The sequence below is a fragment of the Rhizohabitans arisaemae genome (assembly GCF_025996515.1).
Lineage (GTDB): Bacteria > Actinomycetota > Actinomycetes > Streptosporangiales > Streptosporangiaceae > Rhizohabitans > Rhizohabitans arisaemae.
In genome coordinates this window covers 734,978-751,159 of sequence record NZ_BLRH01000060.1, presented here as the reverse complement: position 1 = coordinate 751,159, position 16,182 = coordinate 734,978, and the positions used below count along the sequence as shown (strand labels likewise).

Annotated in this window: 14 protein-coding genes; 10 read left to right on the top strand and 4 right to left on the bottom strand. The window is 69.5% G+C overall.

Translation table 11 applies throughout. From position 1 onward, the window contains the following. Positions 1-83: 83 nt before the first annotated feature. Entirely contained in the window at positions 84-2,369 is a 2,286-nt protein-coding gene (locus RUR_RS31960; protein WP_283138949.1) for an FdhF/YdeP family oxidoreductase, read from the bottom strand. A 27-nt stretch (positions 2,370-2,396) separates the two neighbouring features. Continuing rightward, the gene (gene lysA / locus RUR_RS31955) at positions 2,397-3,662 is read right to left on the bottom strand and encodes a diaminopimelate decarboxylase (protein ID WP_283138948.1); all 1,266 of its coding nucleotides are present in this window, start codon (positions 3,660-3,662) and stop codon (positions 2,397-2,399) included. A gap of 155 nt (positions 3,663-3,817) precedes the next feature. On the opposite strand from lysA, the gene RUR_RS31950 reads away from it, so the two are divergent. From RUR_RS31950 to RUR_RS31930, 5 genes are read left to right on the top strand one after another with little or no spacing between them, the layout of a single operon-like run. Then, positions 3,818-4,699 carry an ABC transporter substrate-binding protein gene (locus tag RUR_RS31950; RefSeq protein WP_283138947.1) on the top strand — a complete coding sequence of 294 codons (882 nt, stop codon included), beginning with the start codon at positions 3,818-3,820 and terminating at the stop codon, positions 4,697-4,699. Then, a complete protein-coding gene (locus RUR_RS31945) occupies positions 4,696-5,598 on the top strand; it encodes an amino acid ABC transporter permease (RefSeq protein ID WP_283138946.1) in 903 nt (300 codons plus the stop codon). Before RUR_RS31950 ends, RUR_RS31945 begins: the two co-directional genes overlap by 4 nt. Beyond that, on the top strand, positions 5,595-6,377 hold the full coding sequence (locus RUR_RS31940; protein WP_283138945.1) for an amino acid ABC transporter ATP-binding protein: 783 nt from the start codon (positions 5,595-5,597) through the stop codon (positions 6,375-6,377). The genes RUR_RS31945 and RUR_RS31940 overlap by 4 nt, the downstream gene beginning before the upstream one ends. Continuing rightward, on the top strand, positions 6,377-7,969 hold the full coding sequence (locus RUR_RS31935; RefSeq protein WP_283138944.1) for an N-acyl-D-amino-acid deacylase family protein: 1,593 nt from the start codon (positions 6,377-6,379) through the stop codon (positions 7,967-7,969). Before RUR_RS31940 ends, RUR_RS31935 begins: the two co-directional genes overlap by 1 nt. Further along, positions 7,966-8,757, top strand: a complete 792-nt coding sequence (locus RUR_RS31930) for a serine hydrolase (protein WP_283138943.1) — start codon at positions 7,966-7,968, stop codon at positions 8,755-8,757. Before RUR_RS31935 ends, RUR_RS31930 begins: the two co-directional genes overlap by 4 nt. Before the next feature lie 98 nt (positions 8,758-8,855). Here RUR_RS31930 and RUR_RS31925 read toward each other — a convergent pair whose 3' ends face one another. After that, positions 8,856-9,779, bottom strand: a complete 924-nt coding sequence (locus tag RUR_RS31925; protein ID WP_283138942.1) for a LysR family transcriptional regulator — start codon at positions 9,777-9,779, stop codon at positions 8,856-8,858. A 204-nt stretch (positions 9,780-9,983) separates the two neighbouring features. Here RUR_RS31925 and RUR_RS31920 point away from each other — a divergent pair, with 204 nt between their 5' ends. Next, the gene (locus tag RUR_RS31920) at positions 9,984-10,877 is read left to right on the top strand and encodes a serine hydrolase (RefSeq protein ID WP_283138941.1); all 894 of its coding nucleotides are present in this window, start codon (positions 9,984-9,986) and stop codon (positions 10,875-10,877) included. A gap of 9 nt (positions 10,878-10,886) precedes the next feature. On the opposite strand, the gene RUR_RS31915 is transcribed toward RUR_RS31920, so the two are convergent. Then, entirely contained in the window at positions 10,887-11,702 is an 816-nt protein-coding gene (locus RUR_RS31915) for a phosphatase PAP2 family protein (protein WP_283138940.1), read from the bottom strand. A gap of 346 nt (positions 11,703-12,048) precedes the next feature. On the opposite strand from RUR_RS31915, the gene RUR_RS31910 reads away from it, so the two are divergent. The 4 genes from RUR_RS31910 (at position 12,049) to RUR_RS31895 (ending at position 16,102) form a co-directional block, all read left to right on the top strand. After that, positions 12,049-14,376 (top strand): Tex family protein, encoded by a 2,328-nt coding sequence (locus tag RUR_RS31910; RefSeq protein ID WP_283138939.1) that lies wholly within the window; start codon positions 12,049-12,051, stop codon positions 14,374-14,376. 170 nt (positions 14,377-14,546) lie between these two features. After that, positions 14,547-15,047 (top strand): type II toxin-antitoxin system PemK/MazF family toxin, encoded by a 501-nt coding sequence (locus tag RUR_RS31905; protein ID WP_283138938.1) that lies wholly within the window; start codon positions 14,547-14,549, stop codon positions 15,045-15,047. 114 nt (positions 15,048-15,161) lie between these two features. Continuing rightward, positions 15,162-15,410, top strand: coding sequence for a hypothetical protein (locus RUR_RS31900; protein WP_283138937.1), 249 nt, complete (start codon positions 15,162-15,164; stop codon positions 15,408-15,410). A 224-nt stretch (positions 15,411-15,634) separates the two neighbouring features. Next, positions 15,635-16,102: a fascin domain-containing protein gene (locus RUR_RS31895; protein WP_283138936.1), complete on the top strand. Its 468-nt coding sequence runs from the start codon at positions 15,635-15,637 to the stop codon at positions 16,100-16,102. The last annotated feature ends 80 nt before the right edge of the window (positions 16,103-16,182 follow it).

Here is a 16,182-nt window from a genome sequence, read left to right as displayed (position 1 = left end):
AGCGGAGGATGGAAAATCAATTGTTCGATTTATATGTACGAATGTACATAAATCCTCGTGAATAATTTATACTGGCTGGCCCGCTATTCGGCTTCCTGTTCGATTCCGTGCGCCGGCACCAGCCGTACCACTACAGATTTCGAGGTCGGCGTGTTACTGACCTCGGCCGTGCTGTCCAGCGGGACCAGGACGTTGGTCTCGGGGAAGTAGGCGGCGGCGCACCCCTTGGCCGTCGGGTAGGCGACGATCCGGAAATCGGGGGCCCGCCGCGGGGCGTCGTCCGCGTGTTCACCGATCAGATCCACCCGCTGCCCGTCGGCGAGTCCCAGCTCCACCAGGTCGGCGGGGTTGACGAAGACCACCCGGCGTCCCTGCCGGATACCCCGGTACCGGTCGTCCAAGCCGTAGATCGTGGTGTTGTACTGGTCGTGCGACCGGACGGTCTGCAGCAGCAGCCTGCCCTCGGGGACGCGCAGGACGGTGAGTTCGTTGACCGTGAAGTTGGCCTTGCCGGTGGCGGTGGGGAAGGTACGGCTGTCGCGCGGCCCGTGCGGCAGCACGAACCCGCCGGGACGCCGTACCCGCGCGTTGAAGTCCGTGAAGCCGGGCACGACCCGGGCGATCCGCTCCCGGATCAGGTCGTAGTCCCCCTCGAATTCCCGCCAGGGCACCGAGTCGCCGACCACCCGCTCGGCGAGGCGGCAGACGATCGCGACCTCGCTGAGCAGGTGCGGTGAGGCCGGTTCCAGCGTGCCCGAGGAGGCGTGCACCGCGCTCATGGAGTCCTCGACCGTGACGAACTGGGGGCCGCCCGCCTGATGGTCGGTTTCGGTACGGCCGAGGCACGGCAGGATCAGCGCCCGCTCCCCGGTGACCGCGTGCGAGCGGTTGAGCTTGGTGGAGACGTGCACGGTGAGCCGGCACCGGCGCATCGCCGCCTCGGTGACCTCGCTGTCGGGGGTGGCGCGGATGAAGTTGCCGCCGACCGCGAAGAAGACCTTGACCTTGCCGTCGCGCATCGCCCGGATGCTCTCCACCACGTCGTAGCCGTGGTGCGGGGGCGGGGTGAAGCCGAACTCGGCGCCGAGCGCGTCCAGGAAGGGGCGCGGGGGCTTCTCGTTGATGCCCATGGTCCGGTCGCCCTGCACGTTGCTGTGCCCACGGACCGGGCACACCCCGGCGCCCGGCTTGCCGACGTTCCCGCGGAGCAGGAGGAAGTTGACGATCTCCCGGATGGTGGGCACCGAGTTGCGGTGCTGGGTCAGGCCCATCGCCCAGCAGACCACGATCCGGTCGGCGGCCAGGACCAGCTCCAGCGTCTGTTCGATCTCGGCCCGGCTCAGCCCGGTGGCTTCGAGCACGGTGTCCCAGCCCGTGGTGGTCACGTCGGCGGCGAACGCGTCGAAGCCGTGGGTGTGCTCCGCGACGAATCCGGCGTCGACGGCGTCGCGCTCCAGCAGGAGCCGGTTGAGGGCGCGGAAGAGCGCGAGGTCCCCGTTCAGCCGGATCTGCAGGAACAGGTCGGAGAGCCCGGTGCCCTTCCCGAGCACCCCGGAGGGCCGCTGCGGGTTCTTGAACCGGATCAGCCCGGCCTCCGGCAGCGGGTTCACGCTGATGATCTTCGTTCCGCCGCGCTTGGCCCGCTCCAGGCAGGTGAGCATCCGGGGATGGTTGGTGCCGGGGTTCTGCCCCACCACGAAGACGAGGTCGGCCCGCTCCAAATCCTCCAGGGACACGCTGCCCTTGCCCACGCCGAGTGTCTCGGTGAGCGCGGATCCGCTGGACTCGTGGCACATGTTCGAGCAGTCCGGCAGGTTGTTGGTGCCGTACATGCGGACGAGGAGCTGGTAGAGGAAGGCGGCCTCGTTGCCGGTGCGCCCCGAGGTGTAGAACGCGGCCTCGTCGGGCTCGATCGCCGCGAGCTCCTCGGCGACCAGGTCGAACGCGGCGTCCCAGCCGATCGGGGTGTAGTGGGTGGCGCCGGGGGCGAGGTACATCGGCTCGGTCAGCCGTCCCTGCTGCCCCAGCCAGTGGTCGGTCCGCTCGGCGAGCTCGGCGACCGGGTGCTCGGCGAAGAACTCCGGCCCGACCCGGCGCAGGGTGGCCTCCTCGGCGACGGCTTTGGCGCCGTTCTCGCAGAACTCCGCCGTGGCGCGGTGCTCGCCCTCCGGCCAGGCGCACCCGGGGCAGTCGAAGCCGTCCTTCTGGTTCACCTTCAGCAGGGTGCGCACGCTGCGCCGTACCCCCATCTGCGCCTGGGCGTGGCGCAGCGACACCAGCACGGCGGGGACTCCGGCGGCTTGCCGTTTGGGTGGTGTGACGCGGAGACCTTCATCGGAGAAGTCGTCCTTAGGGGCTTTCCTGCTCATAGACGCATCATCCCCCCATTAGGGCGTTCATGGGTACAGGCGGAGCAGGTCCTCCTCGGTCTCCCGGCGGACGACCACCCGGGCGGCGCCGTCCCGCACGGCGATCACCGGCGGGCGGGCGACATGGTTGTAGTTGCTCGCCATGGAGCGCTGGTACGCCCCCGACGCGGGGACGGCGAGCAGGTCGCCGGGACGCAGGTCGCCGGGGAGCGGGATGTTGCGCACCAGGACGTCACCGCTCTCGCAGTGCTTGCCCACCACGGTCACGACGGACTCGGCGGCGTCGGACTCCCGCGAGGCGAGCACCGCCGTGTACGGGGCGCCGTACATCGCCGGGCGGGGATTGTCGCTCATACCTCCGTCGACACTGACATATCGGCCTTTGACCGTGCCGACCTCGTACAGCGCGACCGTGGACGGACCGGCGATCGACCGGCCGGGCTCGACCGCGAGCCGGACGTCGCCCGGCAGCGCCTCCCGCAGCGCCGCCACCAGCTCGGCCGGACTCGGCGGGCGCGGGTCCTCCGGCCGGTAGGCGATGCCGAGCCCGCCCCCGAGGTCGAGGGTGGGCAGGCGCACGCCGTACTCCCGCTCCACCTCGGCCAGCAGACCCGCCATCCGCCGGGCCGCCGCGGCGAACGAGGTCGTGTCCAGGATCTGGGAGCCGATGTGGGAGTGCAGGCCGACGAGCTCCAGCGCCGGTTCGGCCAGCACCCGGCCCGCGGCCCGGAGGGCCAGGCCCGCGCTGAGCGAGAAGCCGAACTTGGAGTCCTCCCCGCCGGTGGCGATCGAGGCGTGGGTGGCGGCGTCCACCCCGGGCGTGACCCTGACCATCACGCGCTGCCGGACGCCGAGCCCGGCGGCGAGCGCGGCCAGCCGGTCGATCTCGGTGAACGAGTCGGCCACCACGCAGCCGACCCCCGTCTCGACCGCCCGGCGCAGCTCGGCCGGCGACTTGTTGTTCCCGTGGAAGGTGATCCGCTCGGGGGGCATCCCGCCCGCCAGGCCCACGGCGAGCTCCCCGCCGGTGCACACGTCCAGGCGGAGGCCGAGCTCGACGAGCCAGCGCACCAGCTCGGGACAGACGAACGCCTTGCCGCCGTAGTGCACGTCCCCGTCCGGGAGCGCGTCGAGCCACTCCCGGCAGCGGGCGCGGAAATCGGCCTCGTCGAGGAGGTAGGCGGGCGTCCCGTACTCGGCCGCGAGCGCCCGCACGCCGATCCCGCCGATGCGGAGTTCGCCGTCCACGCGCTCCGCCGTGTACGGCCATGCGTGCTCAAGGACCTGGGTCATGGGGTGACGGTACGGGCTGCGCCGGGCCGGGCCGGGCGAGCATCGAAAACTTGCTCGCTGAGGCTCACAAGCGGTCACGACGGTTGGGCGGGTGACCGAGCGTTGTCACCATATGGCCCATTGTCGCGAAATATGCCGCGAAAGTGGGAGAATCCATGCGAAAGAACCTGGTCACCGCGATTGGCGCGGCACTCGCCCTGTCCGTGGTCGTCAGCGGGTGCGGACGTTCGTCGTCCAGCGAGACGAAGACGGGCGACACCCCCGCCGCGGCGGCGAAGACCGCTCGCGACCTGGTGCCCGACAAGATCCGCCAGTCCGGTGAGCTCCGCGTGGCCACCTCCGAGGGGTACCCGCCCATGGAGATGTACAAGGAGGGCACCCGCGAGCTGACCGGCGTCGACCCCGACCTCGGCAAGGCCATCGCCGACAAGCTCGGGCTCAAGTTCACCATCACCAACGCCGCCTTCGACGGGCTCATCCCCGGGCTGCAGGGCGGACGCTGGGACATCGTGCTCTCCTCGCTCAGCGACACCGAGCAGCGCCGGGCCGCCGTCGAATTCGTCGACTACTTCAACGCCGGTGGCGCGATCATGGTGAAGAAGGGCAACCCCGAGGGCATCAAGACCATCACCGACCTCTGCGGCAAGAAGGTCGTCCTGGCCAAGGGCAGCTCCAACCTTGCCATCGGCCAGCGCGCCAACGAGAAGTGCGCCGAGAAGATGGAGATCCTGCAGAGCGAGGACGCGCCGACCGGCCTGCTCAGCGTGGAGTCCGGCCGGACCGTGGCCACGATCGTGGACTCGCCGGTGGCGGCGATGTACGCCAAGCAGAGCGGCAAGTACGAGGTCCTGCCCGAGCAGTACGACGCCGGGCCGTGGGGCATCGCCATCGACAAGCGCAACACCGGCCTGCGGGACGCGGTCGCCAAGGCGATGCAGGAGCTGCTGGCGAGCGGGGAGTACACCAAGATCCTCGAAAGCTACGGCGTCGGCGCCAACGCGGTCCCCGCGATCACGGTGAACACCAAGGCATGGTGACCAAGACGCCGGACGCGGAGACCATCCGCGCGGTGCGCCCGCCCCGTCCCGGCCGCTGGGTGGCGGCCGGGGCGGCGGTCCTCGCCCTGGTCTGGCTCGCCTACACGATCATCGTCAACGAGAACCTGCACTGGGACGTCATCGGCGGCTACCTGACCGACGACCGGATCCTCGGCGGGCTCTGGGTGACGATCCAGCTCACCGTGCTCTCCATGGCCATCGGCCTGGCGCTCGGCGTCCTCACCGCGGTGTTCCAGCTCTCCGACAGCCCGGTGCTCCGGGGGGCCGCGGCCCTGTACACCTGGTTCTTCCGCGGCACCCCGCTGCTGGTCCAGCTGATCTTCTGGTTCAACATCGGCCTGGTCTTTCCCGAGATCAGCTTCGGGATCCCGTTCGACGGGCCCAAACTGATCGAGTTCCAGGCCAACGAGCTGATCACCCCGTTCACCGCCGCGCTCCTCGGGCTGGCGATCAACGAGGGCGCCTACATGGCGGAGATCGTCCGGGCCGGCATCCGGGCCGTGGACCCCGGCCAGCGGGAGGCGGCCGAGGCGCTCGGCATGAGCCACACCCAGGTGCTGCGCCGCGTCGTGCTGCCGCAGGCGATGCGCGTGATCATCCCGCCGACCGGCAACCAGTTCATCTCGATGCTGAAGACGACCTCCATGGTCTCGGTGATCGCCGGTGCCGAACTGCTCACCGTGGCCCAGCGGATCTACCTGGAGAACTTCGAGGTCATCGCCCTGCTCATCGTGGCCTCGATCTGGTACCTCGTGCTCACCACGATCGCCAGCGTCGGCCAGCACTTCATCGAGCGGCGGTTCAACCGCGGCTACGACGGGCTCACCCGGCGGGTACGCAAGAACCTCAACCCCTTCGGCTTCAGGAGCACCGCATGACCGAGGCGATGGTGCGGATCTCGCAGGTCCGCAAGAGTTTCGGCTCGCACGAGGTGCTCCGGGGCATCAGCCTGGACGTCCCCGAGCGCGGGGTGGTCTGCGTGGTCGGCCCCTCCGGGTCCGGCAAGTCGACCCTGCTTCGCTGCGTCAACCGGCTGGAGACGATCACCGCGGGCCGGATCTGGGTCGACGGGGAGCTCATCGGCTACCGGGAGCTCGACGGGCGCGGTTCCCGGCGCCGTGGCCTGTGCCTGCTCAAACCGGCCGAGTTGTGCAAGCAGCGGGAGAGCATCGGGATGGTGTTCCAGCGCTTCCACCTCTTCCCGCACCGCACCGCGCTGGAGAACGTGATGGAGGGGCCGGTCACCGTCCAGCGGGTCAACCGGGTGGACGCCGAACGGCTGGCCCGCCGGCTCCTCGACCGGGTCGGCCTCGCCGACCGGGCCGACTACTACCCGGCCCAGCTCTCCGGCGGCCAGCAGCAGCGGGTCGCGATCGCGCGCAGTCTCGCCATGAGCCCCAAGCTCATGCTGTTCGACGAGCCGACCAGCGCGCTCGACCCGGAGCTGGTCCAAGAGGTGCTCACGGTCATGCGCGACCTCGCCGCGGACGGGATGACCATGATGGTCGTCACGCACGAGATGGGCTTCGCCCGGGAGGTCGCCGATCACCTGGTCTTCATCGACGGCGGCGTGATCGTCGAACAGGGGCCGCCCCGGGAGGTCCTCGGCAACCCCCGGCACGAGCGCACCCGGGCCTTCCTCGGTCAGGTGGTCTGATGCGCCTGGACCTGCTGGTGCGCGGCGGGACGGTGGCGGACGGGACGGGCGGGCCGCTCCGCCGCGCCGACGTCGGGGTGGTGGACGGACGGATCGTCCTCCTTCCCGGCGACTCACCCGTCGTCGAGGTCGAGCGGACCGTGGACGCCACCGGGGCGATCGTGGCCCCCGGCTTCATCGACGTGCACACCCACTCCGACGCGGTCACCCTGCTGGGTGCGGCCGGCCACGAGCTGTCGCGGGCTTCGGTACGGCAGGGCGTGACCGTCGAGATCTGCGGAAACTGCGGGATCAGCCTGTTTCCCGCGCTGCCGGAGCGGATGGCTCCGATGCGCCGGCAGAGCGAGGCCCAATTCGGCGAACAGATCGGGATATTTCAGAGTTTTGAGGATTTTGTACGGGCGCAGCGCGCCGTACCCCGGGCCAACCACCTCGTCTCCCTGGTCGGGCACGGAACCCTGCGCGCCGGGGTGATCGGGTACGCCGACCGGCCGGGTAGCCCCGACGAGCTCGCCCTCATGTGCGACCTGCTCGACCGGGCACTCACCGCCGGGGCGGCCGGGCTCTCCACCGGGCTCATCTACACCCCCGGCACCTACGCCGACACGAGCGAGGTCGTCGCCCTCGCCACGGTGGCGGCCCGGCACGCGAAGCCGTACGTCACGCATCTGCGCGATGAGATGTCCCGCGTCGAGGAGGCACTGGAGGAGGCGATCGCGATCGCCCGCCTCAGCGGCGCGGCGCTGCACGTCTCCCACCATAAGACCGCCGGCAAGCACGCCTGGGGCCGTACCGCCCGCACGATGCCGAGGCTCGCCGGGCTGCGGGCCGCCGGGATGGACGTCACCTGCGACGTCTACCCCTACACCGCGGCCAGCACCTCGCTGTCGGCGATGCTCCCGCCGTGGGCGAACGACGGGGGAATCGACGCGCTGATCACCCGGCTGCGCAGCCCGGAGCAGCGGGAGCGGATGCGCCAGGCGATCCGCGAGGGCGTCGCGGGCTGGGAGAACACCGTGGGGAACGGCGGCTGGGACCGGATCTCCGTCGCCTGCGCGCCCCGGCATCGCGCCGCCGAAGGCCGTACCGTCGCCGAGATCGCCGTCGAGCGCGGATCCGACCCGCTCGACGTGGCGGCCGAGCTGCTGATCGCGGAGCGGGGCGAGGTCACGATCATCAGTCATTCGATGCGGGAGGACGACGTCCAGCGGGTCCTGACCGGATCCTTCTCGATGATCGGCTCGGACGGCGTTCCCAAACCAGGTCATCCGCATCCGCGCTGGGCCGGAACCTTCGCCCGGGTGCTCGGGCGATACGTCCGGGACCTCGGGCTGCTGACGATCGAGAGCGCGGTCCACAAGATGACCGGGATGGCGGCGGAACGCTTCGGTCTCGCCGGGCGGGGTGTGATCCGGGACGGCGCCCACGCCGACCTCGTCGTCTTCGACCCCGGCCTCGTCGCCGACGGCGCCACCTACACCGATCCGCTGCTGCCCCCCGGCGGGGTGAGAACCGTCGTCGTCGCCGGTGAGATCGTGGTCGCCGACGGCGCCGACACCGGACGACACCCGGGAAAGGTGCTGAGCACGTGATCGATCTGGCACAGGTCGCGGAGAACTGCCCGGGCACGCTCGCCGTCGCGGTCCACGGCCGCCGCGGGGTCAACGACGACCTGGAGCTCCCGCTCGCCAGCGTCGGCAAACTCCTGCTGCTCGCCGAGACCGCGATGGAGATCGACGCGGGCATCCTGGATCCCGAGGAGGAGGTCGTCCTCCGGGACGAGGACTACTGCGGCGGCTCCGGCCTGCTGACGGCGCTCTCCGCGCGACGCTGGTCCATCGGGGACCTCGCGCTGCTCACCGCCGCCGTCAGCGACAACACCGCCACCAACGCGCTGCTCCGGCACGTCGGGCTCAACCAGGTGAACGCCGGGGCGGCGGCCCTCGGGCTCTCCCGGACCCGGCTGCTCGACCGGATCCGGGACCACCGGGGTCCGGGGGACGCGGTGACGTTCGCCCTGGGCACGGCGGGGGAACTCGCCCGCCTCGCGGTCATCGTCGGCGGCGAGGACCCGTGGGCGCGGATGCTGCTGGGCTGGATGGGGGCCAACACCGACCACGGCCTCGTCCCCGCGCTGCTCCCGCACGACCAGGAGGCGAAGGTCCGCCCCTCGCCGGTTCCGCCGGGGACCGTGTGGGTCGCGAACAAGACCGGGACCGACACCGGGACCCGTGCCGATGTGGGGGTCATGGCCGGGCCCGCCGGGCAGGTGGGCTACGCCGTACTCGCCCACGGGGAGCCGGGGAGTGAGTACGGGCTGGTCGCCGCGGTACGGCAGGCCGGTCTGGCGATCGCCGAGAACGTGGGGCACACCTTCTGATCGTTACGGGCTGGGCCGGCTTTTGCGGGCCGTTCGCCGTTCGACGCGGGGCCGCGGGTGCCGTATCCGACGGTCCCGGGTCGGCGCCCGGCCGCGGGTCAGCGCAGGTGGGGGCTGAGCGAGTGCTTGATCTGGGCGGAGGCGTTGCGCATGTAGGCGACGAACGGGCGCAACGCCGGATTGGGGTTGGTCGGCCGCAGGGCGACGCCGATCCGGCGGAACAGCTTGGGCGCGTCGAGTCGGCAGACCTGGATCCCGGTGGCGCCGTGGACGCCGAGGCTCGGGACGAGCGCGACGCCCAGCCCCGCCCGAACCAGGCCCAGGGTCACCTCGTAGTGGTCGCTGCGGCAGCGGATCAACGGGGTGAACCCCTCCAGGGCGCTCGCGCGTTCCAGAATCGAGGTCGGGGTGCTGGTGCCGAACGTCGTGATCCACGGCTCGGCGGCGAGGTCGGCCAGCCGGACCCGGGCGCGGAGCCCCGCCGCGTGCCCGGCGGGCACCACCAGGAGCTGCGGCTCATCGAACATGTAGGCCACCTCCACGCCCTCCGGTGGTCGCCACGGGTCGAGCGCGTGCTCGAAAACCACGAGAACGTCCAGGTCGCCGCGTTCCAGATCGGGCATGAGCTCGTGGGGTTGTCCCTCGGCGAGGTCGAGCTGGATGCCGGGGTGCCGGGCGGCGAAGCGGGAGAGGGCGAGGGGGATCAGCCGGTAGCCGGCCGAGGCGAAGAACCCGATGCGCAGCTGTCCCGCGTCGGCGCGGGCCTGGGTGAGGAGGTCTTTCTCCGCCGACTCGATGATGTCGAGGACCTCCTGGGCGCGGACCGCCAGGCGCCGCCCGGCGGCGGTCAGCCGGAGGCTCTGCGCGCCCCGTTCCACCAGTCCGACTCCGGCCTCGTCCTCCAGCTTGGCGAGCTGGTGGGAGACGGCGGACGGTGAGAGCTGCAGGTTGCGCGCCGCCCCGGCGATACTTCCGGTGCGGAAGACCTCCAGGAGGACACGCAGTCGGTGGCTGCTCAGCACCTTTCACATCCTAGTGAGGCTTTTAGCAGCAATTATCCCTTGGAGTGATCAAATGGCTACATTTACCTGCTTGTCCGGGTATGTGATGTATGGCATTTTATCGGGCACCGCACCGGAAATCCCGGTGTGTCATCCGTACGGCTACCAGCGACTCGGGTGACGCACCGGTCCTCGTTCGCGAGATCTGGTAGGGATTGTCGGGTGATGTCATACGCATTGAAGATCACCCTTGTGGCGGTGCTCGCCACCGGAGGCGTTGTGGCGAACCCAGCGGCCGCCGCGGCGAAACCGGTGATTCCTCCCGGTGTCAAAGCTGGATATGTCGTCTTTGATCGGTCGACGGGGCGGGTCGCGGTCCAGCACGACGCCCGCGCGACGTTCCGCTCGGCCTCGGTGGTCAAACTCCTCATCGCCCTGGACCGGCTGGACCGCATCCGGCCGGACGCCACGGTGTCCGCCGCCGACCACGCGCTGCTCAAGGCGATGCTCCGGTCCAGCGGCGACGGCGCGGCGACCGCTCTCTGGACCAAGGGCGGGAAACGGGCGATCGTCCAGCGGATGCGGGCCAAACTGGGCCTGAAGGACACCCAGCCCCCACCCGCCGCCAAGCCGGGGTTCTGGGGATACACCGCGATCAGCGCGGCGGACGTCGTGACGACCTACCGGTACCTGATGGAGCGGACCCACCCGCGGAACCGCGAGATCATCCTCGGCCATCTGCGCAAGGCCACCCGCTGCGGTCTCGACCACTTCGACCAGTACTTCGGCATTCCCGGTGCGTTGCCCCGGCCTTGGGCGATCAAGCAGGGCTGGTCGGGCTTCGGGTCCGTACCTCCGGTGCGTTGCCCGCAGAGCCGTACCGCCACCAAGACCGCTTTCACCTTCGGTGCTTCCCCGGTCTCCACGGTCACGGCCGCCGCGGCGCCCGACCTCGGCCTCGGCCGACCGGTCCTGCACACCACCGGCCTGGTGGGCAAGGGCGACCGGTGGATCGTCGTCGTGCTCAGCCTTCATCCGGCCGGCGGCTCCTGGAGCGGTGCCGTTCGCAGGCTCACCACGCTGACCGGGCAGGTGTACGGCGCCCGCGGGGGAGTCTGAGCCCGCCGGTCAGCGCCACTCCCGCGGCGGCCGATCCGTGTTCTGCGACTGGGCCGAGGGTTCCAACGACCCTCCTCTCCGGCGTTTCCCGCCACCGCCGCCCGCGGAGAGCAGCGGGGCGAGCAGCGGGACGGGCCGCAGCCGTTCCACGAGCCGGGTGGCCCGTACCTCGAACATCAGGATGACGGCCGACACGACCACGCAGCCGATCAGGAAGCCGACGATGACGTCGTGGGGGTAGTGCACCCCGATGAAGACACGGGAGAAAGCGGTCGAGACCGCGATGAAGAAGGCGGGAACGCTCATCGCCCGCCAGAAGAAGAAGATCCCCATGGCTGCGGCGCCCGCGACGGTCGCGTGATTGCTGGGGAACGTCCAGTCCTCCATCGGAGGACACTCGGCCACGGTGACGATGCTGCGAAACGTCCGGCACGGCCGGTTCGTCGCGAGGAAGGTCTTGATCGTCTCACTCACCAGGTACGCGGCGCCCGCCCCCACCGGTGCGAGCAGGGAGAGCGCCACCTGGTGCGCGTCCTTGCGCCGGGCCAGCCACCACCCCACGATCATGATCACGGCAAGCAGCACCACCGCCCCGCTGGTGAAGAACGCGGTGAACGACTGCAACCACTTCGGGGTGAGCGAGGCGAAAGTGACCACGTCGAGATACCAGTCGACGCTGAAGCCCGGAACGTTCTCCACCGGGCCTGGCTCCGGCGAAAGCCCGGTGGCCGACGCGGGGGCCGCCACGGCCACCCCGCCAAGCGTGATCACGCCCACCGTGGCCGCGGTGACCAGTGCCGCGCGCCGCGGTTCCATCGTCCTCATCCGTCAACCCCTGGTATATCCGTCGCTACGTCCTGCACAGTCGAAGTGACCAGCTTAGAGACCTGCCACGCACCCCCACACGGCACTTTCGGCCATCATCACCCCTGAATTCGGCCTGGCTGGGGACCTGGGCGCCCCCGGTGCGCGTCGCAGCAGCCGATCAACAGCCCGGTCGGCCACGTGGCCGCATTCACGTTACCTCGCCGGTGTTTCACCGTGGGCCGGTGTTTCCCGGCGGCGGTCCTGAAGCCCAAGGGGCGGTCTTGTCGGTGGTCGGGGGGACAATGGGTGGCGGGCTCCGGGAGAATCGATCCCCCCACTCGCAGGGAGAAGACGGACCAGAACTGTGACGATGTCTATTCATCGGCGGATCGCCGACGAGCTTGGCGTGCGCGAGCACCAGGTGGACGCCGCGGTCGAACTGCTCGACGGCGGGGCCACCGTGCCATTTATCGCCCGTTATCGGAAGGAAGTGACAGGGACCCTCGACGACGCGCAGCTGCGTACGCTTGAGGAACGGCTACGTTATCTGCGCGAGCTGGAGGAGCGCCGGGCGGCGATCCTGGAGTCGATCCGATCCCAGGGCAAGCTCGACGACGCGCTTGAGGCCCGGATCATGGAAGCCGATTCGAAGGCTCGGCTGGAGGACATCTACCTGCCGTACAAGCCCAAACGGCGTACCAAGGCACAGATCGCCCGGGAGGCGGGGCTGGAGCCGCTCGCCGACGGGCTCCTCGCCGACCCCTCGGTCGACCCGCTCGCGGCGGCCGCGGCCTTCGTGGACCCCGACAAGGGGGTGGCCGACGCCGGTGCGGCGCTGGACGGCGCCCGGGCGATCCTGGTCGAGCGGTTCGCCGAGGACGCCGACCTCATCGGGGCGCTGCGCGAGCAGATGTGGTCCCGCGGGCGCCTGGTGTCCAAGGTCCGTGAGGGCAAGGAGGAGGCCGGGGCGAAGTTCGCCGACTACTTCGACTTCAGCGAGCCGTTCGGCAAGCTCCCCTCGCATCGGATTCTGGCGATGTTCCGCGGCGAGAAGGAGGAGGCCCTCAGCCTCGTCCTGGAGCCCTCGGACGAGACGCCGGACGGCCCGAGCGACTACGAGCTCCGGATCGCCCGCCGCTTCTCGATCTCCGACCGTGGCCGACCGGCCGACCGCTGGCTGACGGACACGGTCCGCTGGGCCTGGCGTACCCGCGTCCTGGTCCACCTCGGCATCGACCTGCGGATGCGCCTGTGGCAGGCCGCGGAGGAGGAGGCGGTGCGGGTCTTCGCCACCAACCTGCGCGACCTCCTGCTCGCCGCCCCCGCCGGAGCCCGGCCCACGATGGGTCTCGACCCGGGGCTGCGAACCGGGGTGAAAGTCGCGGTGACCGATACGACGGGCAAGGTCGTGGCTACCGAGACGATCTACCCGCACGAGCCGCGGCGCCGGTGGGACGAGTCCCTCGCGGTCCTCGGCAGGCTGGCCGAGCTCCACCGGGTCGAGCTGATCGCGATCGGCAACGGTACGGCCTCGCGGGAGACCGACAAGCTCGCCGCCGATCTGATCAAGCTCCGTCCCGAGCTCAAGCTCACCAAGATCGTCGTTTCCGAGGCCGGTGCCTCCGTCTACTCGGCCTCCGCGTACGCCTCGCAGGAGCTGCCCGGCCTCGACGTCTCGCTGCGCGGCGCCGTGTCCATCGCCCGCCGGCTCCAGGACCCGCTCGCCGAGCTGGTCAAGATCGATCCCAAGTCGATCGGCGTCGGGCAGTACCAGCACGACCTCTCCGAGGTGAAGCTCTCCCGCTCCCTCGACGCCGTGGTCGAGGACTGTGTGAACGCGGTCGGGGTCGACGTCAACACCGCCTCGGCGCCGCTGCTCACCCGGGTCTCGGGCATCGGCTCGACCCTCGCCGACAACATCGTGGCCCACCGTGAGACCAACGGCCCGTTCCGCTCCCGCAAGGCGCTCAAGGACGTGGCCCGGCTCGGCCCCAAGGCGTTCGAGCAGTGCGCCGGCTTCCTCCGCATCCCCGCGGGGGACGACCCCCTCGACTCCTCCAGCGTGCACCCCGAGGCGTACCCGGTTGTCCGTCGGATCCTGCAGACCACCGGCCACGAGATCGGCACCTTGATCGGCAACGGTACGGCGCTGCGCGCGATCAGGCCGGGCGACTTCACGGACGACACCTTCGGTCTGCCCACCGTCACCGACATCCTCAAGGAGCTGGAGAAGCCGGGACGGGACCCGCGTCCGGCGTTCAAGACCGCCACCTTCAAGGAGGGCGTGGAGAAGATCGCCGACCTGAAGCCCGGCATGATCCTTGAAGGCGTCGTCACCAACGTCGCGGCCTTCGGCGCCTTCGTCGACATCGGGGTGCACCAGGACGGACTCGTCCACGTCTCCGCGATGTCCCACAATTTCGTGAAAGACCCGCGCGACGTGGTGAAGTCGGGTGACATCGTCCGGGTGAAGGTGCTGGAGGTGGACATTCCACGCAAGCGCATCTCGCTCACCCTGCGACTGGAAGACCAGGCCACCTCAGGCCGAACCGAACAGCAGCGAGGGTCCGGCGGTGGACGCCGGGACAACCAGCGGCGCGGATTCCAGCCCAAGCAGCAGGACCGCGGCGGATCCCCCGGCGGCGCGTTCGCCGAGGCGTTCCGCAAGGCCGGCCTCGACCCGAAACGCTGAAACGGGTGCGGCGCCCAGGTCCGGGCGCCGCACGCCGTACCGTCTCAGATCCGGGCCTCTCCCCGGATCGAAGACCTGGCTGTTTGACCGGCCTCCGAAAGCTCGGGAGTCTCATGTCCTAGGGGCCCGCGGTTCGCGGGTCCCCGGACCTGAAGGTGAGGTGCCTGTCGATGGAGGCCGGGGTTCTCCCGCTGCTGGTGGCTGCGATCGCGCTGACCGCCCTGGGAATTCTGGTCTTCTTTCTCCGGCGTGTGTCGGCCGGATTCCGCCCTCGTCTTCACGCACAGCCCCCGTCCGATTGGCGGGGTCGCCCCGCGCCCGGTCAGATCTGGTTCGCCGAAGTCCCGTTTGAGGAAGGCGGCGGAGCCAAAGATCGGCCGTGCCTGGTGCTGCGGACCCACGCGCGGAGCGCCGAGGTCCTCAAAATCACAAGTCGCAATCAGAATTCCGCGCACAGCCACAAGCTCATCCCCATATCCTCGACCGGCTGGAACAGCCGTTCCCATGGCGGTACGAGCTGGGTCGATGTTTCCCGGTCCTATCATCTGCCGGCAACGGCCTTCAGAAGGCTCGCCGCGCGTGAATGCGATCCGAAGACCTGGGCCCAGGTCAGGCGCAGGCATCCTGTCGGCTGGGTTTACCGGCACGGCTCCGGATTCCAGGCGGATTAGCGTACGTCGGCGAATTAAGTCGCCCGGGAATTCTTTCGGGAACTCCATTAATTTGCCCCACTGTTTGTTGCCGCAATCTCATCGGGCTCATCTTTTTGAATTCTCCATAGATTCTTGCAGCTCAAGGTCTATTCGTACGCCAGGCTGTCGCAGAATTTTGAAGATGAGATTGAATCGGTTGATCGACATGGCGTGCCGGATCCCGGCGGGCTTTCCGCAATCGGACTATTGACAAAATTGGCGACAGGAGGGATTGTCTCTCTAGTTAATGCGGCGCCAACTCTCCGGCAAGGACTGAGATTGACGCAAGAGATTTCCGCAGTCCGTGCACCGGGAGAGGTTTGGCTGTTCGCGGCAGGTTGAGCAGTCCATATCTGCAAACGAAAAGCGGTGCCACCGGAGACGCCTACTTGCGATCCATACCGGCCCGGAGTCGTTTTCGGAAATTCCGACCGAGAGGAGTGAAGGTGAAGCGCGTACACCTTCCGAGTAGGGCACGTCGCCTATTCCACGGAGCGGTGGCGGCGGTTTCGGCTGCGCTGGTGCTCGGTATGCCGGCACCCGCCGGGGCTTCGGGAGCTTCGCAGGTGATCCCGATCTCCCAGCTGGTCGGTTCAGGAGTCCAGTCGGCGTCGTCCTGCACGTCGAATGTCTCCATCAAGTCGCTCGCCAACGGGAAGTACGTCACGGCGGAGCTGGGGAACTCCGGCGCGTGGTACGGGATGCTGGCCGCCCGGGCCACCGCCGTCGGAGGCTGGGAGCTCTACACCGTCTGCGTCGGGTCCTACACCACCATTCAGTCCCAGGCCAACGGCCTGTACGTCGCCGCGGAGCTGGGGTTTCCCAACGCGTTCAACGGGACACTGCGGGCCCGTTCGTCCGCGGTCGGACCGTGGGAGCAGTTCCGGTTCGAGAGCTGTGGGACCGGGTGCGTGGCACTCAAGTCACTTGCAAACGGTCTCTACGTCGCGGCAGAGCTCGGAAACGCCCACGGATGGCACGCGATGCTCCGGGCTCGCGCCGGGGGTATCGGCGCTTGGGAACAGTTCCAGTGACATGCGGCGTCCCCGGCTTCGATTCGTCGTCGGGTGGGTCCGATCGGGGTCGGACAACGGCGACACGGTAATCGCCGGGT